General features: G+C 63.6%; 20 protein-coding genes. 6 read left to right on the top strand and 14 right to left on the bottom strand.

Annotated features, from left to right (window positions below; translation table 11 throughout):
* Positions 1-4 precede the first annotated feature (4 nt).
* The gene (locus tag ASD58_RS07195) at positions 5-2881 is read right to left on the bottom strand and encodes a type VI secretion system Vgr family protein (RefSeq protein WP_057260416.1); all 2877 of its coding nucleotides are present in this window, start codon (positions 2879-2881) and stop codon (positions 5-7) included.
* A gap of 179 nt (positions 2882-3060) precedes the next feature.
* Between ASD58_RS07195 and flgG the strand changes: the two genes are divergently transcribed.
* From flgG to flgL, 6 genes are all read left to right on the top strand, one after another.
* Positions 3061-3843 (top strand): flagellar basal-body rod protein FlgG, encoded by a 783-nt coding sequence (gene flgG / locus ASD58_RS07190; protein ID WP_057260415.1) that lies wholly within the window; start codon positions 3061-3063, stop codon positions 3841-3843.
* A 15-nt stretch (positions 3844-3858) separates the two neighbouring features.
* The gene (locus tag ASD58_RS07185; protein WP_057260414.1) at positions 3859-4515 is read left to right on the top strand and encodes a flagellar basal body L-ring protein FlgH; all 657 of its coding nucleotides are present in this window, start codon (positions 3859-3861) and stop codon (positions 4513-4515) included.
* A gap of 2 nt (positions 4516-4517) precedes the next feature.
* Positions 4518-5624 (top strand): flagellar basal body P-ring protein FlgI, encoded by a 1107-nt coding sequence (locus tag ASD58_RS07180; protein WP_057260413.1) that lies wholly within the window; start codon positions 4518-4520, stop codon positions 5622-5624.
* A gap of 10 nt (positions 5625-5634) precedes the next feature.
* Entirely contained in the window at positions 5635-6555 is a 921-nt protein-coding gene (gene flgJ / locus ASD58_RS07175) for a flagellar assembly peptidoglycan hydrolase FlgJ (RefSeq protein WP_057260412.1), read from the top strand.
* A 62-nt stretch (positions 6556-6617) separates the two neighbouring features.
* Positions 6618-8567 (top strand): flagellar hook-associated protein FlgK, encoded by a 1950-nt coding sequence (gene flgK / locus ASD58_RS07170; RefSeq protein WP_082565280.1) that lies wholly within the window; start codon positions 6618-6620, stop codon positions 8565-8567.
* Between the two features lie 21 nt (positions 8568-8588).
* Positions 8589-9818 (top strand): flagellar hook-associated protein FlgL, encoded by a 1230-nt coding sequence (gene flgL / locus ASD58_RS07165; protein WP_307177118.1) that lies wholly within the window; start codon positions 8589-8591, stop codon positions 9816-9818.
* Between the two features lie 51 nt (positions 9819-9869).
* Here the strand turns inward: flgL and fliR are convergent, their stop codons facing one another.
* From fliR to fliF, 13 genes are all read right to left on the bottom strand, one after another.
* Positions 9870-10703: a flagellar biosynthetic protein FliR gene (fliR, locus tag ASD58_RS07160; protein ID WP_057260410.1), complete on the bottom strand. Its 834-nt coding sequence runs from the start codon at positions 10701-10703 to the stop codon at positions 9870-9872.
* Between the two features lie 3 nt (positions 10704-10706).
* Entirely contained in the window at positions 10707-10976 is a 270-nt protein-coding gene (gene fliQ, locus ASD58_RS07155; RefSeq protein WP_057260409.1) for a flagellar biosynthesis protein FliQ, read from the bottom strand.
* A 10-nt stretch (positions 10977-10986) separates the two neighbouring features.
* Positions 10987-11733: a flagellar type III secretion system pore protein FliP gene (gene fliP / locus ASD58_RS07150; protein WP_057260408.1), complete on the bottom strand. Its 747-nt coding sequence runs from the start codon at positions 11731-11733 to the stop codon at positions 10987-10989.
* Positions 11723-12343, bottom strand: a complete 621-nt coding sequence (gene fliO, locus ASD58_RS07145; protein ID WP_082565279.1) for a flagellar biosynthetic protein FliO — start codon at positions 12341-12343, stop codon at positions 11723-11725. The genes fliP and fliO overlap by 11 nt, the downstream gene beginning before the upstream one ends.
* The gene (gene fliN / locus ASD58_RS07140) at positions 12340-12759 is read right to left on the bottom strand and encodes a flagellar motor switch protein FliN (protein WP_055930721.1); all 420 of its coding nucleotides are present in this window, start codon (positions 12757-12759) and stop codon (positions 12340-12342) included. The genes fliO and fliN overlap by 4 nt, the downstream gene beginning before the upstream one ends.
* Positions 12760-12783: 24 nt before the next feature.
* A complete protein-coding gene (gene fliM, locus ASD58_RS07135; RefSeq protein ID WP_057260407.1) occupies positions 12784-13764 on the bottom strand; it encodes a flagellar motor switch protein FliM in 981 nt (326 codons plus the stop codon).
* Positions 13765-13778: 14 nt separating this feature from the next.
* Positions 13779-14297 carry a flagellar basal body-associated protein FliL gene (gene fliL / locus ASD58_RS07130; protein ID WP_057260406.1) on the bottom strand — a complete coding sequence of 173 codons (519 nt, stop codon included), beginning with the start codon at positions 14295-14297 and terminating at the stop codon, positions 13779-13781.
* A gap of 129 nt (positions 14298-14426) precedes the next feature.
* Positions 14427-15890 carry a flagellar hook-length control protein FliK gene (locus ASD58_RS07125; RefSeq protein ID WP_057260405.1) on the bottom strand — a complete coding sequence of 488 codons (1464 nt, stop codon included), beginning with the start codon at positions 15888-15890 and terminating at the stop codon, positions 14427-14429.
* Positions 15891-15902: 12 nt separating this feature from the next.
* Entirely contained in the window at positions 15903-16343 is a 441-nt protein-coding gene (gene fliJ / locus ASD58_RS07120; protein ID WP_057260607.1) for a flagellar export protein FliJ, read from the bottom strand.
* A 34-nt stretch (positions 16344-16377) separates the two neighbouring features.
* Complete coding sequence (gene fliI / locus ASD58_RS07115; RefSeq protein WP_057260404.1) at positions 16378-17781, bottom strand: flagellar protein export ATPase FliI; 1404 nt, start codon at positions 17779-17781, stop codon at positions 16378-16380.
* Between the two features lies 1 nt (position 17782).
* Entirely contained in the window at positions 17783-18529 is a 747-nt protein-coding gene (locus ASD58_RS07110) for a flagellar assembly protein FliH (RefSeq protein ID WP_057260403.1), read from the bottom strand.
* 102 nt (positions 18530-18631) lie between these two features.
* A complete protein-coding gene (gene fliG, locus ASD58_RS07105; protein WP_057260402.1) occupies positions 18632-19630 on the bottom strand; it encodes a flagellar motor switch protein FliG in 999 nt (332 codons plus the stop codon).
* Positions 19623-21359 carry a flagellar basal-body MS-ring/collar protein FliF gene (gene fliF, locus ASD58_RS07100; protein ID WP_057260401.1) on the bottom strand — a complete coding sequence of 579 codons (1737 nt, stop codon included), beginning with the start codon at positions 21357-21359 and terminating at the stop codon, positions 19623-19625. The genes fliG and fliF overlap by 8 nt, the downstream gene beginning before the upstream one ends.
* Between the last annotated feature and the right edge of the window lie 22 nt (positions 21360-21381).

Genomic DNA, 21381 nt, shown 5'->3' with positions numbered 1-21381 from the left:
TACCTCATGCCGCTGCTGGTGCGATGAATGGGCTGCCACTGCGTAGTGCTGCTAGCAAGCACGGTTTGCAAACGCTGGTGGGCAGTGCGGGCATCGTGTAGTCAGTCTTGACTGGTCCGACGAACGACTTCTTGCCGGCCTTGATCTCGATCTTGCCCGGGCACTGCACCGTGATGTTGCCGCCATCAATGGTGATGTTTGCACCGCCAACGGTGGAAAGGCTGATCTTCTTGGCAGCGGCCCAATCGATATGGGCGTTGGAGCTTTTCACGTTGATCACGTCGAGCGCCTGCACCAGCATTGCGCCGGCCTGCGCCTGCACATCGATCGGATCGCGCGCGGCGATCACTTGCACGCCTACATTCTGCTCGCCCGGCTTGACCGCACCACCAAGCATGCCGATCGTTTGCTGAGTGTGGATGCGCATCTGGCCGCCAGTAGCTAGTTGGGTGTCGGCGCCGCTCATCACAGTTGCGGTTTCTCCCGCGACTATTTGCAGGTCGCGTGCGGCGCTCATTGACAGGCCGTCCTTGGCGGTGATGGCGATGATCGGATCGGCGCTGTGCGGTAATTTGCCTGCGCCGCCACTGGTCTTGCGCTCGCCGGCGTCGGCTTGTGCCGTGTCGAGGCTGGTGTCGCCCACCATGCCCGAGACGGCGGTCAGCAGCGATTTCAGGGGCGCTTCTTTCTCATCGAGTGCGCTGGCGTTGGCCTTGTGCGCGCCCATGTGGGAGGCCAGGCCGACGGTGCCGTGCTTCACGGCGACATCGCTGAAGGTCTCGCCCAGCTTGACTGCCTGCTTCAGCATGGCGATGCCGGCGGTGTTGTCGCCCGCCGGTTCGCGCTGCGATGCGCCGTGCGTGATCTTGTAGCTGGTAATCAGCAGGCCGGCGCCGGCGCGCACTGCGCCGTAAGCATCGGTACGCAGCTCAGCGCCCTGGCCGCGCAGGCTGCCGCGGTAGTTGTCGGTGTTGTGGACCAGGTGGCCCAGGTTCAGCTCCGTGGCGGCCTGGGTGGTGCGCAGCTGCACGCGGCCCTGGCTGTCGGTGTCGTCGAATACCAGCTGGTTGTAGCCGCTGCCGCCAAATTCCTTGCTGCGCACGCCCCACAGCGCGGATGCGTTGCGGTGGGCGCCGCTGCCGCTGCCGGAGCCGTGCCATACCGGGGCATTGCCGCCGACCAGGTTGCCCTGCGCCGAGGTGGCGTGGTCGTGGGCCTGGCTGAAATGGTCGGATGCCTCCTGCGCTGTGGTGCCGCCGGGCGTTGGCGGGACGCCGCTTTCACCCTGTCCGTTGTACAGCGCGCCGACGATGATCGGGCGGTCGATGTCGTTCTCGATGAACTGCACCAGCACCTCTTGCCCGATGCGCGGCAGGAACTGGCTGCCCATGCCGCCGCCGGCCGAGCGCTGTGCAACGCGCACCCAGCATGTCGCATCGGCGGAATCCTGCCAATGGAAGCGGATGCGTACCCGGCCCAGCCGGTCGCAGTGGATCTCGTTCCCGCCCTGCGGCACGTCCTGGCCGTTCTCGCCCACCACGATGGCGCTTTGCGATCCCAGGGCGGTTGGCTTGGCATGCTGCCGGCCTTCGCCGCCATGATGGGCGGGGCGCCACGGCACGTCTGCTGCCAGCGCGGCAAAGCTGTTGGCGTAGCCACTGGCGGAAGCCTTTTCTACCGTGATACTGAAATCTTCCGGCAGGTCGCGCGTTTGCGCAGCCAGCGTTTCAAGCAGCTCGGGGATGGGGCCGAACAGTTCTTCCAGGCCGCGCTTGGCGGCAATCGGCAGGTTGTTGACGCCCACGCCAAGCACGCGCAAGGCGACATAGTCCGCGCCTTCGTCGCCGGAGAGGAGGGCGCCTTGCGTCATCGTGAAGCGGGTGCCGGCACGCAGGGTGCGTACGGTGGAGCGCCCCTGGCATTGCTGGCTGCGCGCTTCGTGCAGTTGCATGTGCAGGGTGGCGTAGCGTTCGGCTTCGGAACTGTCGCCGTAGAAGTACTGGCCGGGATAGTCGTAGCTCTCCGGCTGGAAGGCGTTCTTGCCCAGGTCGTTCACGCGCGTTGGAACGGTGGCGCTGACGGCGGCTTTGGCCTTGTAGTCATAACTGAGGACAGCCACCGCGCCGCTCACCAGCTGGCGCATGGTTTGCAGCGACTGGATGGTGTCGAACTGCTCGCCGGCGCGCGCGGCGTGGTAGCGCAGGCCGCCGCCGGCAGCGCTGCTGGCGTCTTCCGGCGTGGCCGATTGCTGGCTGCTGTCGGCGAACAGCACCAGGGTTTGCTCTTCTTCGCCATCCTCGAAGCGCCAGGCGACGCCTTCTTCCGTCAGCAGGCGGCGCACGAAGTCGTAGTCGGATTCGCGGTACTGGCAGCAATAGCTGCGCACCGGCAGCGAGTCGAGCAGGGAACGCGCGTCATCGCTCCACTGCCATTTGGCGTAAGGGGCGAAGCCGGAGAACACGTCGTCCACGATGTCGGCCACACTCTTGTCCTGCCATACGCGGCTGTTGCGCGCCTGGGTCGCCAGCCACAGCCAGGAAGACATGCGCAGGCGATAGCGCGCGAACCCGCCCTCGCTGCCCAGGATCGCCGCGTGGCTGATATAGCCGTGAAAGGCGGTGCGGCTGCCGTCGGCCAGGCTGGCCTGCAGGCTGGCGCGCTGGCCCAGCAGGCTGGCGGGCTCAATCGTGGCGCTGGTCGATAGCGCGATCACGTCGCGGGAGGCGATCTCCTGCAGGCAATCATCGGACAGGAAGGCTTCGACCAGCAGTCCGCCGGAGCCGTAGTCACCATCTTTTTCCAGCGTGAGCTCGTACAGCCTGGTCTCGCTGGCGAACTGGGCAAGGGCGGCATACGCCTGGGACAGGAGGTCGGTCCTCATAGTCTATCTTTTTAGCAACAATTATCAAATCGCAAACAATAGCAGAGCTGAACAATTCCTGCCACACGCTTGAATAGGCGGGGGAAAACCAGCCAGATCCACGCTTTGAGTTGATCTTTGCCACGGGATAATGCCTGCATAGAAAAACCGCTTGGTTTTACCGTTTAAGGGGCAGGGAAATGATTCGATCACTGTGGATTGCCAAGACCGGCATGGAAGCGCAGCAGACCCAGATGGACGTGGTGTCCAATAACCTGGCAAACGTGAGCACCAATGGTTTCAAGAAGTCGCGCGCCGTCTTCGAGGACCTGCTGTACCAGAACATCCGCCAGCCAGGCGCTGCTTCGTCGCAGCAGACCCAGCTACCATCCGGCATGCAGATCGGCACTGGCGTGCGCCCGGTGTCCATCGAGCGCATCCACACCCAGGGCAACCCGCAGTCGACCGGCAACGACAAGGACCTGATGGTCAACGGCAATGGCTTCTTCCCGGTGCTGCTGCCGGACGGCACCACGGCTTACACCCGCGACGGCTCCTTCCAGCGCGATAACAATGGCCAGATGGTGACTTCCAGCGGCTTCGTGCTGCAGCCGGCCATTACCATCCCGATCAATGCCACCAGCATTACGGTCGGGCGCGACGGCATCGTGTCGGTCACCCTGCCGGGCCAGGCTGCGCCACAGCAGATCGGCGCCATCCAGCTGGCGACCTTCATCAACCCGACCGGCCTGGAGTCGAAGGGCGAGAACCTGTACGTGGAAACCGGTTCCTCCGGCGCGGCCACCCTCAACCAGCCGGGCACCAACGGCACGGGCGTGATCCTGCAGGGCTATGTGGAAACCTCGAACGTCAACGTGGTCGAGGAAATGGTGAACATGATCCAGACCCAGCGCGCTTACGAAATCAATTCGAAAGCGATTACCACTTCCGACCAGATGCTGCAGCGCCTGACACAACTGTAATCGAACGAGCCCGCCATGCGTATCCGCCTTGCCGCTACCATCATCGCCGCCGCGCTGCTGTCTGCCTGCGCCGGCGCGCCCACCTCGATCGTCAACGGCCCGACCAGCGCGCGCCCGCTGCCGCCGCCATATCCTCCGGTAGCGCAGAACAATGGCGCGATCTACCAGGCCAGCACCTACCGTCCGGCCTTTGAAGACCGCCGTGCGCGTCATGTGGGCGATGTGATCAACGTCGTCATCACGGAGAGCACCTCTGCCGTCAAGAATGGCGCCAGCGCCGGCAGCAAGTCGGGCAGCGTCAACTTCGGCGTTCCGGGCGTGCTGCAGAACCGCCTTGGTGCCAACGTTGCCACCAGCGCCGACAACAAGTTTGCCGATGCCGACAGCCAGTCGCTCAGCAACAGCTTCCGCGGCACCATTGGCGCCACCGTGGTCGAAGTGCTGTCGAACGGCAACCTGGTCATCGCCGGCGAAAAGCAGGTCGGCATGAACAAGGCAACCGAATATATCCGCATTTCCGGCATGGTGAACCCGGATTCGATCAACGGCAACTCGGTGGCCTCGACCGCCATCGCCGACGCCCGCGTCGAATACCGCACCAAGAGCAATATCGATGGCGCCGAGGTGCAGTCGATGTTGTCGCGCTTCTTCCTCAGCCTGCTGCCCTTCTGATCATGAAGAATTTCAAGCTCCTCACCCTCTGCGCAGCCTTGCTGCTGGCGCCAGCCGTGCAGGCTGAACGCCTGAAGGACCTGGCCAGCGTGGCCGGCGTGCGGCAGAACCAGTTGATGGGGTATGGCCTGGTGGTCGGCCTCGACGGCTCCGGTGACCAGACCACGCAAACCCCGTTCACCGTGCAATCGGTGGCTTCCATGCTGCAGCAGATGGGCGTGGCGCTGCCGCCTGGCACCACGCTGCAACTGAAGAACGTGGCGGCCGTGATGGTCACCACCAACCTGCCGGCATTCGCGCAGCCGGGGCAGCAGATCGACGTCACCGTTTCCTCGATGGGTAACGCCAAATCGCTGCGCGGCGGCACGCTGCTGATGACGCCGCTGAAAGGCGCCGACGGCCAGGTGTACGGCATGGCGCAAGGCAATGTGCTGGTTGGTGGCGTTGGCGCGCAAGCGCCGGGCGGCGGCGCTGCCGTCGTCGTCAACCACCTGTCGGTCGGCCGCATTTCCGGCGGCGCCACGGTGGAACGCGCGGTCCCGACCGCGCTGGGCGATGGCAACCAGATCCGCCTTGAACTGAACAATACCGACTTTGCCACCGCCAGCCGCGTGGTGCATGCCATCAATGACAAATACGGCGCCGGCGTGGCCTATGCGCAGGATGGCCGCACCATCCGCGTTACCGCACCATCGTCGAGCGATGCACGGGTGGCCTTCATCGGCGAGCTGGAAAACATGGACGTGCGCCCGGCGCGCCAGGCTGCCAAAGTCATCATGAACGCCCGCACCGGCTCGGTGGTGATGAACCAGGAAGTGACGCTTGAGACGTGCGCCATTTCGCACGGCAACCTGTCAGTATCGGTGAGTGCCGACACCCAGGTCAGCCAGCCGAACCCACTCAGCGGCGGCCAGACCGTGGTAAGCCAGCAGGGCAGTGTCGACATCAAGAAAGACTCCGGCAAAGTCATCATGCTGAAGGGCGGCGCCTCGCTGGCCGAGGTGGTGAAAGCCCTCAACGCCATCGGCGCTTCGCCGCAAGACTTGCTGGCCATCCTGCAGGCGATGAAGGCAGCCGGTTCGCTGCGCGCCGAGCTGGAAATCATTTGAGGATGCAGCCATGATCCCGCGTACCGTTTCCTCCGACCTGAGCGCCAACCTTGCCATCGATACCAAGGGCATGTCCGAGTTGCGCCAGTCGGCGCGGGCCGGTTCGCCGGAAGCGCTGAAAACCGCGGCCACCCAGTTCGAAGCCATGTTCGTCAACATGATGATGAAGAGCATGCGTGATGCCACGCCGCAAGACGGTTTGATGGACAACCAGCAAACCAAGATGTTCACCACCATGCTCGACCAGCAGACCAGCCAGGATATCGCCAAAAAAGGCCTGGGCCTGGCCGACGTGCTGGTGCGCCAGCTATCGAAGACCTTGCCGCCGCAGGATGGCGTGCCGACCGATGCGGCCATGACGCGTGCGCTGATGGAGCAAGCCAAGCTGCAGCGTTCGATCGAAGCCAGCGGCGGTGCTGCGGCCGTGGCCAGGTCCGGCAGCAGCCCGGTGGCGGCATCCGACAAGCCAGCCCATGTGCGCAGCTTCCAGGACAAGCTATCCGGCCATGCCGAAGAAGCCAGCCGCGCCACCGGCATCCCGGCCAAGTTCATGCTCGGCCAGGCAGCACTGGAAACCGGCTGGGGCCGCCGCGAGATCAAGGGCCGCGACGGCAGCAACAGCCATAACCTGTTCGGCATCAAGGCCGGCCCGGACTGGAAGGGCCGTGTTGTCGAAACGGCTACTACCGAATATATCAACGGCCAGCCGCAGACCCGCGTCGAGAAATTCCGCGCCTACGACAGCTATGCCGACAGCTTCAAGGATTACGCCCGCCTGCTGAGCAGCAACCCGCGCTATGAAAAAGCGCTGGCTGCGGCTGGCAGCACCGATGCCGCCGGCTTCGCCCGGGGCCTGCAGCGCGCCGGATACGCCACCGATCCCAACTATGCCACCAAGCTGGCCGGCATTATCAAGCGCACTCTTGCCTGACGAACATCAAGTTTTGTCCGGATGTGCCGTAAACTGAATATCTAGCGAAGGTAATTATCAAAATGTCCTTACTCAGCATCGGTAAAAGTGGTTTGTTGGCTGCCCAGACGGGCCTGGCCACCACTGGGCACAACATTACCAACGCCAATGTGGTCGGCTATAACCGTCAGGTAACGGTGCAGAGCACCACCCAGCCGATCCAGACCGGCGAAGGCTTCCTTGGCACAGGCACCGAAGTGGCGCAGATCAAGCGCGTTTATGACGACTTCCTGAACCGGCAACTGCTGGGTGCTCAGACCAACCAGTCCCAGCTCGACACCTATTTCAACCAGGTCAGTCAGATCGACAACTTGCTGGCCGATACCACGGTCGGCCTCGGCCCGGCACTGCAGAGCTTCTTCAGCGGCGTGCAGAATGCCAATTCGAACCCGCAATCGACCGCGGCGCGCCAGGCCATGCTGTCGGCGGCCGAGTCGCTGGCGTCGCGCTTCAACGGCCTGTCCAGCCGCATGAAGGAATTGAACGAGGGCGTGAATACCGGCGTGACCGCCAGCGTCACCGAAATTAATTCCTTTGCACGCCGCATCGCCGAGATGAACAACACGATTGCCGGCCTGTCGGTCGATCCTTCGGCCCTGCCAAACGACCTGATGGACCAGCGCGATGCCCTGATCGCCGAGATGAACAAGCAGATCCAGGTTACCGTGAGGCCGGCCGAGAATAATATGCTGAACGTCTCGTTCGGCACCGGCCAGCCGCTGGTGATCGGCAACCGCAGCCAGGAACTGGCGACGGCCCCTTCGACCTTTGACCCGGAACGCATCGTGGTCGGCTACCGTACCCAGGGCGGCACCTTTTCGCAACTGCCGGACAGCGTGCTGACCGGCGGCCAGCTGGGCGGCCTGATCGACTTCCGCAACAGCGGCCTGGACGTGGCAAATGCCAACCTCGGCAAGATTGCAGCCGGCCTGGCCGATGCCTTCAACGACCAGCACAAGCTGGGCGTCGACCTGGATGGCAACCTGGGCGGCAATTTCTTCAAGGACATCCACGCCTACGTCGGTTACGACACTCGCAACTCGCCATCGAGTACGGTGAAAATCGATGCGGTGGTGGTCGATGCCGCCAAGCTGACCACTTCCGATTACGACATCAATTACAACGGCACCAATTTCATCGTGACGCGCGCCAGCGATGGTGCGACCACGACCATCGCGCCGTACCCGCAGACCCAGCCGCAAGTGATCGATGGCGTGGCTTTCTCGGTCACCGGCGCAGCCGGCGGCCCCGACCACTTCCTGGTGCGCCCGACCTATAACGCGGCGCAGGATTTCGGCGTCGAGCTGAAGGATCGCAACAAGATTGCCTTGGGCGCCCCGATCAGCACGTCGGTGCCGACCACCAATACCGGCACCGGCAAGATCAGCGCCGGTGCTGTCAACCCGAATTACCTGTTGCCGGGCAATCAGCTTGCCGCGCCGGTCACACTGACCTACAACAGCGCGACCAACCAGCTGTCCGGCTTCCCGACGGCTGTGGACGTGACGGTCAATGGCACCACCACGACCTATCCGGCCGGCACGCCGGTGCCTTACACCTCCGGCGCCAAGATGACTTTCCAGGGCATCGAGTTCGACATCTCCGGCAACCTGGCCAACAATGACAAGTTCACCATTTCGCCGGGCAGCGGCGTCGGCGACGCGCGCAATGGCGTGCTGCTGGCGGGCCTGCAAAGCAAGAACATCCTGGACGACGGCCACGCCACCTTCCAGGCCAGCTACGCGCAGATGGTCAACTTCGTCGGCAACAAGACGCGCGAAGTGCAGATCGCCGGCGCGGCGGCCGACACCACCGTGCAGCAGGCGCAGGCCGCGCGCGATTCGGTGTCGGGCGTGAACCTCGACGAAGAAGCGTCCAACCTGTTGCGCTACCAGCAGGCTTACCAGGCCTCCGGCAAGGTGATCCAGGTGGCCAGCGAACTGTTTGATACCCTGCTGTCGCTGGGCAGGTAAGATTTTTGAAGGAATAGCACCATGGTCATGCGCATCGCCACCAAGACGATTTACGACAACGGCGTCAGCCAGCTGAACACGCTGCAGGCGCAACTGCAGAAGACGCAGTTGCAGCTGTCGACCATGCGCCGCGTGGTGACCCCGTCGGACGACCCGGTCGCTTCGGCGCGCGCGCTGGAAGTGTCGCAGTCGAAAGAGATGAACACCCAGTACGTGACCAACCGCAGCAATGCCAAGTCTTCGCTGTCGCTGGTCGACAATACGCTGGCAAGCACTGACGACCTGCTGCAGGAAGTGAAGAGCAAGATCGTCGCTGCCGGCAACCCTGGCTTTACGCTTGCCGACCGCGAAGCGCTGGCCAAGGAGCTCGACGGCCGCCTGGAAGACTTGCTGGGCCAGGCCAATGCCACCGACGGCGCCGGCGCCTACCTGTTCTCCGGCTACAAGAGCGACATCCAGCCGTTCACCCGTTCCGCCACCGGCGCCACCTACAATGGCGACCAGGGCCAGCGCGAACTGCAGGTGGCGTCGTCGCGCAAGCTCGCCACCAGCGAGACCGGCTCGGCCATCTTTGAAAGCAATATCACCGGCAACGGCACTTTCCAGACCAGCGTCGATCCGAACAATTACACGCGCGGCGGTACCGGCATCATTTCGCCAGGCGTGGTGAAGACGCCTTCGGCAGTCACCGGCCACAATTACACGCTGAACTTCACCGTCAGCGGTACGCCGGCTGCGACCACCTACACCGTCAACGACGTAACTGCCGGCACTGCGGTAGCCTCGAACATTCCTTATGTGGCAGGCCAGCCGATCGCTTTCGATGGCATCCAGATGGAAGTCACCGGCGCCCCGGCCAACGGCGACGTTTTCAATGTCGACCCGAGCAAGAACCAGTCGGTGTTCGAGACCATGACCAGCCTGATCGCCGCATTGCGCGGCCCGGCCGGCTCGCCGCAGGCGGGCGCCGCGTTGACCAATGCGCTGAACCTGGCCAACCAGAACATCACCAATTCGCTGGACAATGTGCTATCGGTGCGCGCCTCGGTCGGCGCCCGCCTGAGCGAACTGGATCACCTCGACAGCGCGGGCGATGACCTGAACCTGCAATATGCGAATCAGTTGTCCGATCTGGTCGACCTGGATCCGGTGGAAGCCATTTCCCGCTTCACGCAGCAGCAAACCACGCTGGAAGCTGCACAGAAATCCTACAAGGCGCTGACGGGCTTATCGCTGTTCAATTTGATCTGAAAATTCGGGGTCAGGTCTGGCAATCGGACACGGCCTCAGCCGTAGGCGCGCCTACGGCTGAGGCCGTGTCCGATTGCCAGACCTGACCCCGACTTCTTTCCTGCTATCCCACTCGCGCGGCAATTGCCGCGCTTTTTCCACGCCCTCGTTGACCAGCACCTGCAGCGGCATGTTCATGTAGGGCAGGGCCATGGTCATCGTCAGGAAACCCACGCCTAGCGTGATCGGGAAGCCGATGCCGAACAGGTTCAGTTGCGGCGCGGCCCGCGTCAGGATGCCCAGCGCAACGTTGGTGATCAGCAGCGCGGCGACTATCGGCAGCGACAACTGCAGGCCTGCCGTGAAAATCTTCGAGCCCCACAGCGCGAGGTCCCAGAAGCCGTCGTTATGGAAGGAGATGGCTGCCACCGGCAGCGTGTAGAAGCTTTCCGCCAGCGCTTCGATCAGCACCAGATGGGCGTTCACCGCCAGCGCTGCCAGCGTTACGATCCACACCAGGAATTGCGACACCGCCGACGAGCGGCCTTGCGACATCGGGTCGAAGAAGCTGGCGAAACCCAGGCCCATGGTCAGGCTGGAAATCTCACCCGCCATTTCGACTGCGCCGAAGACCAGCCGCATCGCGAAGCCCATGCCGGCGCCAATCACGATTTCACGTCCCAGCACCAACAGCCCGGCCCAGCCGGCCGGGTCGAGCGCCGGCATGGCAGGCACCGCCGGCGCCACCACCAGGGCGATCATGACGCCAAGCGCGAGCTTGACGTTTTGCGGGATGCGGGCATTGCCGAAGATAGGGGAGGCCGCGATCAGCGCCAGGATGCGGGCCGCCGGCCACAGCAGGGCGGCGATCCAGGTATTGAGTTCAGCGGCAGTGACGACCAGCATCGGTCACGAGACCAGCGATGGAATGCCGGTCAGCACCTGCCGCATGTAATCGACCATCACGGAAATCATCCACGGCCCGGCCACCACCATGGTGACAAACACGCCGACCAGCTTCGGGATGAAGGACAGAGTCGCTTCGTTGATCTGGGTGGCGGCCTGGAAAATCGAGACCACCAGGCCGATCACCAGCGCCACCAGCAGCAGCGGTGCGGCCACCATCAGCGTGACTTCCATGGCCTGGCGGCCCATGGTCATGACTGTTTCCGGAGTCATCGCAGCCTCCCTAGTAGAAGCTCTGGGACAGTGAGCCCAGCAGCAGTTGCCAGCCATCGACCAGCACGAACAGCATCAGCTTGAACGGCAGCGAAATCACGGCAGGCGACATCATCATCATACCCATCGACATCAGTACCGACGCCACCACCATGTCGATGATGAGGAAGGGGATGAAGATGGCAAAGCCGATCTGGAAGGCGGTCTTCAGTTCGGAGGTGATGAAGGCCGGCACCAGTATCTTCAGCGGCACGTCTTCCGGGCCTTGCAGTTCCTGGCTGCGCGAAATCTTGACGAACAGGGCCAGGTCGGACTGGCGGGTCTGCTTCAGCATGAAGGCTTTCAGCGGCGCGGCCGAGCGCTCCATCGCTTGCTGCATGGTGATCTTGTTGTCCTGCAGCGGTACCCAGGCGTCGGTGTAGATCTTGTCGAACACCGGGCTCATGACGAAGAAGGTCAGGAACAGCGACAGGCCGATGATGACCTGGTTGGGTGGCGCCGACTGCGTGCCCAGCGCCTGGCGCAGCAGCGACAGCACGATCACGATGCGGGTGAAGCCGGTCATCATCAGCAGCGCTGCCGGGATGAAGGTCAGCGCCGTCATCAGGATCAGCGTTTGCAGCGTCAGGCCGTAATTGGTGCCGCCGCCGGCGGCTGGCGTGCTGGTAAAGGCAGGGATGGTCGGTTCGGCGGCCGCAATCAGCGGCAGGACAAGCGCGGCGCCGGCAGCAAGGCACAGTGCGCGTTTATTTGCCATTGCGCTTGTCGATCGTCTGTTTGAACCATTCGGCGAAATTGGCGCCCGGCACGGCTTGCGCGCCGGCCAGTTCGCTGTCGTCGCTTTCCTGGCGCGGCATGGTGGCCAGGGCATTCATGCGGCCAGGCGAAGCGCCGACCACGATCCATTGCTCGCCAACTTCCACCACCAGGATGCGCTCGCGCGCGCCCACGCTCAGCGCGCCGACCAGCTTGACCTTGGTGCCGCCGGTGATGTGTTTCGGGCCGAAGCGCTTCAGCAGCCAGGCCAGACCGACCAGCAGGGCGATGACGAAGCCCAGCGAGAGGATGGTCTGCACCAGCGAGCCGGCAGCGGAGGGCGCTTGCGCGGCCAGCACATTGTTCGGCGCCTGGGGATTGGCGGGACGGGCGCCGGCCAGGGCGGCTTGCTGCTCGGGCGTCGCGGCCGGAGCGGTAGCGGCCGGCGCGGCCGGACTGGCGGCGTTGCCCGGCACGGCTTGCGCGCCGCTGGTGGCAATGGTGTCGGGGGCGGGAGCTTGCTGCGCCAGTGCGGGAGCGCCGGCGAGGCAGAGGGCGGCCGCGATGGTCAGCGGCCGCAGCAGGCGGAAGGCAGCGATGCTGTGCGTCATTTATTCAGTTTTCGGATGCGTTCGGAAGGCGTGATGATATCCGTCAGGCGGATACCGAACTTGTCGTTCACCACCACCACCTCGCCCTGGGCGATCAGGCAGCCGTTGACCAGCACGTCCATCGGTTCGCCGGCCAGGCCGTCCAGTTCCACCACCGAGCCCTGCGCCAGTTGCAGCAGGTTCTTGATGGCGATCTTGGTGCGGCCCAATTCCACGGTGAGCTGGACCGGGATATCGAGGATGAAGTCGATATCGTTATGGGTTTCGGTCTTGTTGGGCTGCTTGGAAAAGTCCTTGAACACGGCGGCAGTGGCGGCCTGGTTCTGCATAGCAGCAGCCTCGGCGGCGGCCTGCTCGGCAATCGCGGCGCCCCAATCGTCATCCATGCTTGTATCGTCGTCTTGATTATCCGCCATGTTTCTCTCCTAGCTTACCTAGCTTTATTTCATATTATCCGCGTTTGCCAGCAGTTTCTCCACCTTCAATGCGTATTGCCCATTCAACACCCCGTAGGTGCAGTCGAGCACAGGCACGCCATCCACGGTCGCTTCGATGGTTTCCGGGATGGACAGCGGGATCACGTCACCGACTTTCATGTTCAGGATCTCGTCGAAGCTGACCTTGGCGGTGCCCAGCTTGGCCACCAGTTCCACTTCGGCGATCTGGATCTGCTGCGTCATCAGGCGGATCCAGCGCTTGTCCACTTCCAGCGCTTCGCCCTGCAGCGAGGAGGTCAGCGCGTCGCGGATCGGCTCGATCATCGAGTAGGGCATGCAGAAGTGGATCTGGCCCGACACCGAACCGAGTTCGATGGTGAAGGTCGACGCCACCACCACCTCGTTCGGCGTGGCGATGTTGGCAAACTGCGTATTCATTTCGGAACGGATGTACTCGAACTCCACCGGGTACACCGGCTCCCACGACTTGGTATAGGCCTCGAACACGATATCGAGGATGCGCAGGATGATGCGCTGCTCGGTCTGGGTAAAGTCGCGGCCTTCCACGCGGGTGTGGAAGCGGCCGTCGCCGCCGAACAGGTTGTCGACCAGCAGGAACACCAGGCCCGGGTCGAACACCATCAGGGCCGTGCCGCGCAGCGGCTTCATGTGCACCAGGTTGAGGTTGGTCGGCACCACCAGGTTGCGGATGAACTCGGAATACTTGGACACGCGCACCGAACCGACCGACACTTCCGCGCTGCGGCGCAGGAAGTTGAACAGGCCGACGCGCAACAGGCGTGCAAAACGCTCGTTGATAATTTCCAGGGTCGGCATACGGCCCCGGACGATGCGTTCCTGCGTCGCCAGGTTGTAGGTCCGGACGCCCGATGTCTCCTCGGGCGCAGCGACGTCGTCCTGGTCGCCGTTGACGCCCTTCAGGAGGGCATCGACTTCTTCCTGGGAGAGAAAATTATCAGCCATGCTTCACCCGGGCCTTACTGGATGATGAACGCGGTAAACAAGACTTCGGAGACTTCCTGCGGCTCGCCGCCGTTTTCAAACGGCAGGTTGACCGCTTCCATGATGTCCTTGCTCAGTTGCTGCTTGCCTTCCGGCGTGTTGATCTCGGAGGCGTGCTTGCTCGAGAGCAGCAGCAGTATGCGGCTGCGCACTTTCGGCATATTGGTCTTGATGACTTCCGACTCTTCCAGGCTGGCGGCCTGCAGGGTGATCGCCAGTTGCAGGTACTGGTCGCCGTTTTCCGGCTGCAGGTTGACCGTGAACTGGTCCACTGGAATGTAGACTGGCGGACCGGCTTTCTTGGCAGGCTTCTTGGCTTTCTTGTTCGGCTTGGCTTCTTCCGAGTGCTCGTCGCCGCTATCGCTCTTCAGCAAGAACCAGGCGCCAGCACCGCCGGCCAGGGCGAGCACCAGCACGGCTGCCAGGATAATGATCAGCTTTTTCTTACCGCCACCTGCCGGCGGTGCTGCTTCTGCCTTAGCATCAGCCTTCATTTTTGGATTCGCTTTCAATTCTGCTGCCTTGGATGCAAGAGTTGGATCATGACGCCATTATGTCATTATCGCGAAAGCTTTCGGGGAGCGATGCGCCGAAAAGAGGCAGGAAGCAGGGCTATCTCTGCCTTAGGCGAAAGTATCGACTGCGCTGAGCACGCTGCGGCGCACTTGCGGGGCGGCTTGCGGGCTATGCTCGCTATTGTCATTCTGGCCATTGGCGACGCCGCGGCCACGGCCGGCCGCTGCTGCCGCTTCCATCTCGGCAAACGCTTTCTGCTGGTCCTGGCTGCCGGAGGAAACGCTGGTGTCGCCCAGCGTGATGCCGGCTTCGCCCATGGTTTCGCGCAGCTTCGGCAGTGCTTGCTCGAGCGCTTCACGCACTTCCGGCTGGGCCGCCGTGAAGGCAATGCTGGCCTGGTCATTGGACACGCTCAGCACCACTTGCAGCGGGCCGAGGTCGGGCGGGTTCAGGGTCAGGGTGGCGCTCTGTTCGCCGCCGTTGACCATCCATACCACTTTCTGGCCCAGCTGCTGGTCCCAGCCCTGGCTGCCGACGCGGGCGTGCAGCTGGTTGCTGGCCAAGGCCTGGGCGGCTTGTGCGTTCGCTGCGCCGGCTGGCGCAAGGGCGGTAGCCGCTGCCTGCAAGGCGCCGGCTTGCGGCTGAATGGCGTGCCTGGCGTCCAGCGCAGCGGCGTCGGCGGCTTTGCTGGCGTCGGCACTGGCTTGCTGCAGGGCGGCCTGGAAATCGGTGCGCGGCTGGGCGGCTGCCTTGTCGCTGCCGGCCGCGGAGGATGTGCTGGCGTCGCCGGCATCGGCAACGGCGCCGTGGCGCGCTTTCGCCAGGGCGTCTGCCAGGGCAGGGTCCTGCGCCTTGCCGGCACCTTCTGCGGCGGCCTTTGCTGCCAGCAGCGCTTCCTGGTCGACGGGCATGCCTTCAGCTGGCAGGCGCTCGGCAATGCCAGTCCTGCCGCCTTTGCCGGACAGGACTGCGTCGCCCGTCAGCTCGGCATCGGTGGCGCGGCCGTCCTTGCCGGAAGCCGCGGCTGCGGCGGTTGCCGCAGCCGCACTGGCGGCGTCGGCGGCGGCCGGTTGGGCGAGCCCCTGGATCATGGCGAGCATGTCTGCCACGGCCTCGTTGGCGGCCTGCTCAGTGTCGGATTGTTCGGCGCTTGGGTCGGCAGTGCTCGATGCGCTGGCGCCAGCGGCAGCGGCGGCAGCCGCACCTTCGGCGGGCGCGGACGGCGCGTCGGCCGGCGCCGCGGCATTGTTGGCCTGGTTGCTTTGCGGGGCCTTGGCCGGGGCCTGCGCTTGCGCGGCCGGCTTGCTGGCTGGGGCCGCTGCGTTGGAGGCGGGCTTTGGCTGCTGGTTGGCCTGGGCATTTTGCTGCGGTGCCGGTTTCGGCGCCTCGGCGCGGCGCGGCGCGGCATTGGCTTGCGGCTGCAGCGACGGTGGCAGGGCCTTGGACTGGCGCTCGATCTGGTTGTTCAGGGCCTGTGCGAACTGATTGTCCTCCTGCGCGGCATTGGACGAGCGGCTGCCAGCCGTATTGCCGGAGAGAAGAGGGGAGTTCTGTACAGTCTGGGTTTGCATGATCGAATCGGTCTAGCGTTTGAAAAATGCCTGGCGGGAGGCGTGTTCGTCCATGGCCTTCTGGTCGCGCTTGGCTTCCTTCTTGAGCTCCTGGGCTTCGGCCCGGTCGCGCAAGGTGGAATACGACATGCGCTTGCGTTCAGCGTCTTGCCACAATTGCTTCTCTTTATCGCCGCGCGCCTTGCTGTGGCGCACCACTTCCTGCTGGCCCTGGATGGCGGTGTCCAGCTTTTCCATGAAAGCCTGGAAGTTGCGATAGGCCATGGGCGTGATGCCTTGCTGCTGCGAAGCGTCGAAGCGGCGGCCGTACTCGTCGCGGTAGCCAATCAACATGTTCAGCTTCTCTTCCGCCTCCGTTGCGGCCTTCAGGGCCGCGCCAAGGCGTTTGGCGGCATCGTCGGTTTCCCGCTGCGCCAGGTCGATCAGGGTTTCAAGTTGCTGGGTAGAGGCCATGATGGTCAATTATATGCAAGGCCAAACGCGCCAATCAGTCGAATAGAGTGGTTAACTGCCCCAAGCTCTCGGGCATGTTGACCTGCTCCGTAATCTGCTGCTGCAGGAATTGCTCAATCTTATCGTGCAGGTTGATGGCCTGGTCAAGCACCGGATCGGTACCCGGCGTGTACGCCCCGACGGCGATCAGGTCGCGGCTACGTTCGTAGCGGGAAAACAACTGTTTCAACTTGCGCGCCTGGTTCTGGTGGGTGTGCGAGGTGATCGAGTGCATGGCGCGGCTGATTGACTGTTCGATATCAATTGCCGGGTAATGGCCAGCTTCCGCCAGGCGGCGGTTCAGCACGATGTGGCCGTCCAGGATCGCACGCGCCGAGTCGGCGATCGGATCCTGCTGGTCGTCGCCCTCGGTCAGTACGGTGTAGAACGCCGTGATCGAGCCGCCGCCCAGTTCGCCATTGCCGGCGCGTTCCACCAGCACTGGCAATTTTGCAAACACGGACGGCGGGTAACCCTTGGTGGCTGGCGGTTCGCCGATGGCCAGGGCGATTTCGCGCTGCGCCATGGCGTAGCGGGTCAGCGAGTCCATGATCAGCAGCACGTTCTGTCCTTTGTCGCGGAAGTGCTCGGCAATCGCGGTGGAATAGGCTGCGCCCTGCATGCGCATCAGCGGCGGCGTGTCGGCCGGCGCTGCCACGACCACGGAGCGGCGCAAGCCTTCCTCGCCCAGGATCTGTTCGATGAATTCCTTCACCTCACGGCCCCGTTCGCCGATCAGGCCGACCACGATGACGTCCGCTTCCGTGTAGCGCGCCATCATGCCGAGCAAGACCGACTTGCCGACGCCGGAGCCGGCGAACAGGCCCATGCGCTGGCCGCGTCCCACGGTCAGCATGGCGTTGATGCAGCGCACGCCGACATCCAGCGTTTCCACGATAGGCGCGCGGCCCAGAGGGTTGGCGGGGCGCACATTGATCGGCGCCGAATCGCTGGTCTGGATCGGGCCCAGGCCATCGAGCGGGCGGCCGGCGCCATCGACCACGCGGCCCAGCAGTTCGGGGCCGACCGGCAAATGGCGCGCGCGGTCGCTGGGGCGGCGGCGCGGATGGTTGACGGTGCCCGGCTTCGGGACGCTCTGTTCGACAGGGAACACGCGGGTGCCGGGAATGATGCCTTCGACATCGCTTTGCGGCATCAGGAACAGCTTGTCGCCTTCAAAGCCGACCACTTCGGCCTCGACCTTGCCGCCGGAGGGCAGGGGCACGGTGCAGGCGGCGCCGACTGCCAGGCGCAGGCCGACCGCTTCCATCACCAGTCCCGCCACGCGCGTGACGCGGCCCGACACTTGCATCGGTTCGACGAAATCGACCAGGGTGGCGCAGTCGTTCAGGTAAGAACGCCAGCGGCCGGCATGCACTTGTGCGTCGGGGGCGCCCATCTCAGTCGATCCAGTCGATGTCCTTGCCGAGTGCAAGGCTCAGGCGTTGCCAGCGCGACGCCACGGTGGCATCGATCTGGTTGGAGGCGGTGTCGACCTTGCAGCCGCCGCGTTCGACGGTGGGGTCGTCGATGACGCGCCAGCCGCCTTTGTCGAGTTCTTCCGCAATGCCCTCGCGCACCACGGCAGCGTCTTCCGGATTCAGGATCAGCAGCGCAGGCTGCTGCAGCACCGGCAGGTATTCGATGGCTTCGCGCACGATCGGCAGGATCAGTTCCGGCTTCACGCGCAGCGCGGTCTTGATCATGCCCTTGGCCAGGTGCAGCGCCAGTTCCAGCACTTCGTTGCTGATGGCCTGGTCGGCTTCGCGCAGCGCGGAGCTGAAGTTGTCGGCGATCCCGCGCACCGGCGCCAGCGCTTGTTCGGTGGCGGCGCGCGCTTCATCCAGCGCTTGCGCCACGCCGTCGTCGTGGCCGGCCTTGAAGCCGGCGTCATAGCCTTGCTGGCGCGCTTCCTCGCGGATGGCGGCCAGTTCTTCGTCGCTCGGGTAATCGGGGGCGAGGGCTTGGTCCGGCGCGTATTCAGCTTGCTCGACTTCCGCCATGGCCGCGGCCTCTTCCGCAGCGACGGCGCGGGCTTCCTCTTCTTCGCGTTCGCGCTGGGCTACTACGCTCGGGCGTGAGTCGCCGAAGGATTGCAATTCCCAGCGCTGGTAGGCAGTCTGTTTTTCTTTTGGGATGCTTGTCATTGCTTTGCTTGCTTTTAAACCGGTAACCCGATGTCTGAGCCGCAGGGTCAGACACCGATACGCGACGGTCGCGGGTCAGACAGCGGGGTGCCGGTCTGGTTTTTACACAAACGAGTCCTCACCCTTACCACCCAGCACGATCTGGCCTTCATCTGCCAGGCGACGCACAATCTGCAGGATCTGCTTCTGCTGCGTCTCCACTTCGGACAGGCGTACCGGGCCTTTGTTTTCCAGGTCTTCGCGCATCATTTCGGAGGCACGCGCCGACATATTCTTGAAGATCTTGTCACGCAGGTCCGGCGACGCGCCTTTCAGCGCGATGATCAGCATTTCGGACTGCACTTCGCGCAGCAGCAGCTGGATGCCGCGGTCGTCGACATCGATCAGGTTGTCGAACACGAACATCTCGTCCATGATCTTCTGCGCCATGTCGTTGTCGTAGTTCTTGATGTTGTCCATCACGTTCTGTTCCTGCTCGCCGGACATGAAGTTCAGGATCTCGGCCGCGGCGCGCACGCCGCCCAGGGTCGATTTCTTGATGTTTTCATTACCGGACAAGAGCTTGGTCAGCACATCGTTCAGCTCGCGCAGGGCGGCCGGCTGCACGCCATCGAGCGTGGCGATACGCAGCACCGCGTCGTTGCGCAGGCGGTCGGTAAAGTGGCCCAGGATTTCGCAAGCCTGGTCGCGCTCGAGGTGCACCAGGATGGTGGCGATGATCTGCGGGTGCTCGTTGCGGATCAGCTCGGCCACCGATTGCGAATCCATCCACTTCAGCGACTCGATGCCGGATGCATCCTTGCCGCCCAAGATGCGCGACAGCAGCACCGACGCCTTGTCGTCGCCCAGCGCCTTGGTCAGCACCTGGCGGATATATTCGTCAGAATCGATACCCACGGTGGAGGCGGCCGCGTACTGGTCGCGGAAATCGTCCAGCACATCAACCACCATCTCATGCGGGATGTTCTTCATGGTGGCCATCGAGGCGCCCAGCTTCAGCACTTCGCGCGGGCCGAGATATTTCATCACCTCGGCCGCTTCGGCTTCACCCATGGCCAGCATCAGGATGGCGGCCTTTTGCAGTCCGGTATTCTCAGTCATTGTTGCCTATCCATTCCTTGATGACGTTGGCGACGATGCGCGGGTCTTCCGCAGCCAGTTTTTTCGCCAGCGCCAGGTTGTCGCGGTAGGTGCGGGCAGTGTTTTCTTCCATCTTGGCGATCTCCTCCGCCAGTAATTCTTCCGGTGTCGGGCCCAGCGGCTCGGCGATCGGCGCTGGTTCCGGCTCCGGCTCCGGCTCGTTGATCTGGTCGATCTTCTTGAACACGGGGCGCATCATTGGACGCACGATACGCAGCAGGATGTACAGCAGGATCAGCGCCGTGATCAGGAACTTCGCCAGCTCCTTGGCCAGCGGCAGGTTGGCCGGATCGCGCCACCATTCGAGTGCTGCTTCCGGTTCCCTGTCGACGCCGTCGAATGGCGCATTGGCCACGCTGACGGAGTCGCCGCGGTCCTGGTTATAGCCCATGGCTTCCCTGACCAGGCTGTTGATCTTGGCCATTTCGTCCGTGCTCAGCGGCTTGACGATGACCTTGCCGTTTTTATCGATGGTCCGACGATAGTTTACTACGACGCCGACGGTCATGCGCTTCAGTCCGGCCATTGCTTTCTGTTCATAGCGCACGGTCTTGTCGACTTCGTAATTGGTTGTCGATTCCTTATGCGATGGACCGGTTGCGGTGGTGGCGGCAGCGCTGCCCGGCTGGCCTGGCGCACCCGCCGCGCCTGGCGGGGTGGTCGTCAGCGGGGCAGTGGCGACGCCTGGCGGCTGGTTCGACAGCGCACCCGGGATGCCGCCTGGATTGGCATTGGCATTGCCGCTGGTTTCGCTGCTCTGCTGGCTGCGGATGGCGGAAGCGGCGGGCGGCGAGTTGGGCTTGTAGCTTTCGGCGGCCTGCTCGATCGCCGAGAAATCGACGTCGGCTACTGCTTCGGCGCGGACATTGCCTTCGCCGACGATTGGCTTGACGATCGATTCGACTTGCTTGATGACCTGGTTCTGCAACTCTTGCACATACTTGAGCTGGGAGGCGTCGAGATTTTTCGCGTTGTTGCCTGCGTTGCCGTTCTTGTTCAGGTCCGACACCAGGTTGCCGGCCTGGTCGACCACGGTCACGTTGGCGGGCGACAGTTCCGGTACGGAAGAGGCGACCAGGTGCACGATGGCGCTGACCTGGGCCGGATCGATCATGCGGTTGGCGTGCAGTTGCAGGATGACGGAAGCGGTTGGCTTCTGCTGGTCGCGCACGAAGACGGACGGCTTGGGCAGCGCCAGGTGCACCCGCGCCGATTCGACCGCGCCAATGGACTGGATGGAGCGTGCCAGCTCGCCTTCCAGCGCCCGCTGGTAATTGACTTGCTCCAGGAACTGGGACACGCCCAGCTTCTGGTTTTCCATGACTTCAAAGCCGACGTTGCCGCCCTTCGGCAAGCCCTGCTGGGCCAGGCGCAGGCGCACATTATGTACCTGCTCAGCCGGCACCAGGATGGCCTGGCCGCCCTCGGCCAGCTTGTACTTGACCTGCATCTGGTCCAGCGCAGCGGTAATGGCGCCGCCATCCTTGTCGGTGTAATTGGCGAACAGGACCTTGTAGTCCGGCTCCCTGTTCCACATCCACAGGATCAGGATCAGCGCCAGGATGCCCGCCACCGCAGCCCCGCGGATCACCATCTTGCCCATCGGGGTCTGGAAGAAGGCGAAGCGGCCCTTAGGCGCCTGCTGGGCTTCAGGATCTTCAATATCGATTTGTTCGGCGGCTGCAGCCATGGGTAATCACTGTGGGTTAATG

The sequence above is a fragment of the Duganella sp. Root1480D1 genome, from assembly GCF_001427305.1.
Classification (GTDB): Bacteria; Pseudomonadota; Gammaproteobacteria; order Burkholderiales; family Burkholderiaceae_D; genus Rugamonas.
This window is presented reverse-complemented; position numbering and strand designations above follow the sequence as displayed.

What these genes read in the sequence shown, in the direction of transcription:
- ASD58_RS07195 (WP_057260416.1), bottom strand. Translation starts at nt 2,881, where the DNA reads ATGAGGACCGACCTCCTGTCCCAGGCGTATGCCGCCCTTGCCCAGTTC.
- flgG (WP_057260415.1), top strand. Translation starts at nt 3,061, where the DNA reads ATGATTCGATCACTGTGGATTGCCAAGACCGGCATGGAAGCGCAGCAG.
- ASD58_RS07185 (WP_057260414.1), top strand. Translation starts at nt 3,859, where the DNA reads ATGCGTATCCGCCTTGCCGCTACCATCATCGCCGCCGCGCTGCTGTCT.
- ASD58_RS07180 (WP_057260413.1), top strand. Translation starts at nt 4,518, where the DNA reads ATGAAGAATTTCAAGCTCCTCACCCTCTGCGCAGCCTTGCTGCTGGCG.
- flgJ (WP_057260412.1), top strand. Translation starts at nt 5,635, where the DNA reads ATGATCCCGCGTACCGTTTCCTCCGACCTGAGCGCCAACCTTGCCATC.
- flgK (WP_082565280.1), top strand. Translation starts at nt 6,618, where the DNA reads ATGTCCTTACTCAGCATCGGTAAAAGTGGTTTGTTGGCTGCCCAGACG.
- flgL (WP_307177118.1), top strand. Translation starts at nt 8,589, where the DNA reads ATGGTCATGCGCATCGCCACCAAGACGATTTACGACAACGGCGTCAGC.
- fliR (WP_057260410.1), bottom strand. Translation starts at nt 10,703, where the DNA reads ATGCTGGTCGTCACTGCCGCTGAACTCAATACCTGGATCGCCGCCCTG.
- fliQ (WP_057260409.1), bottom strand. Translation starts at nt 10,976, where the DNA reads ATGACTCCGGAAACAGTCATGACCATGGGCCGCCAGGCCATGGAAGTC.
- fliP (WP_057260408.1), bottom strand. Translation starts at nt 11,733, where the DNA reads ATGGCAAATAAACGCGCACTGTGCCTTGCTGCCGGCGCCGCGCTTGTC.
- fliO (WP_082565279.1), bottom strand. Translation starts at nt 12,343, where the DNA reads ATGACGCACAGCATCGCTGCCTTCCGCCTGCTGCGGCCGCTGACCATC.
- fliN (WP_055930721.1), bottom strand. Translation starts at nt 12,759, where the DNA reads ATGGCGGATAATCAAGACGACGATACAAGCATGGATGACGATTGGGGC.
- fliM (WP_057260407.1), bottom strand. Translation starts at nt 13,764, where the DNA reads ATGGCTGATAATTTTCTCTCCCAGGAAGAAGTCGATGCCCTCCTGAAG.
- fliL (WP_057260406.1), bottom strand. Translation starts at nt 14,297, where the DNA reads ATGAAGGCTGATGCTAAGGCAGAAGCAGCACCGCCGGCAGGTGGCGGT.
- ASD58_RS07125 (WP_057260405.1), bottom strand. Translation starts at nt 15,890, where the DNA reads ATGCAAACCCAGACTGTACAGAACTCCCCTCTTCTCTCCGGCAATACG.
- fliJ (WP_057260607.1), bottom strand. Translation starts at nt 16,343, where the DNA reads ATGGCCTCTACCCAGCAACTTGAAACCCTGATCGACCTGGCGCAGCGG.
- fliI (WP_057260404.1), bottom strand. Translation starts at nt 17,781, where the DNA reads ATGGGCGCCCCCGACGCACAAGTGCATGCCGGCCGCTGGCGTTCTTAC.
- ASD58_RS07110 (WP_057260403.1), bottom strand. Translation starts at nt 18,529, where the DNA reads ATGACAAGCATCCCAAAAGAAAAACAGACTGCCTACCAGCGCTGGGAA.
- fliG (WP_057260402.1), bottom strand. Translation starts at nt 19,630, where the DNA reads ATGACTGAGAATACCGGACTGCAAAAGGCCGCCATCCTGATGCTGGCC.
- fliF (WP_057260401.1), bottom strand. Translation starts at nt 21,359, where the DNA reads ATGGCTGCAGCCGCCGAACAAATCGATATTGAAGATCCTGAAGCCCAG.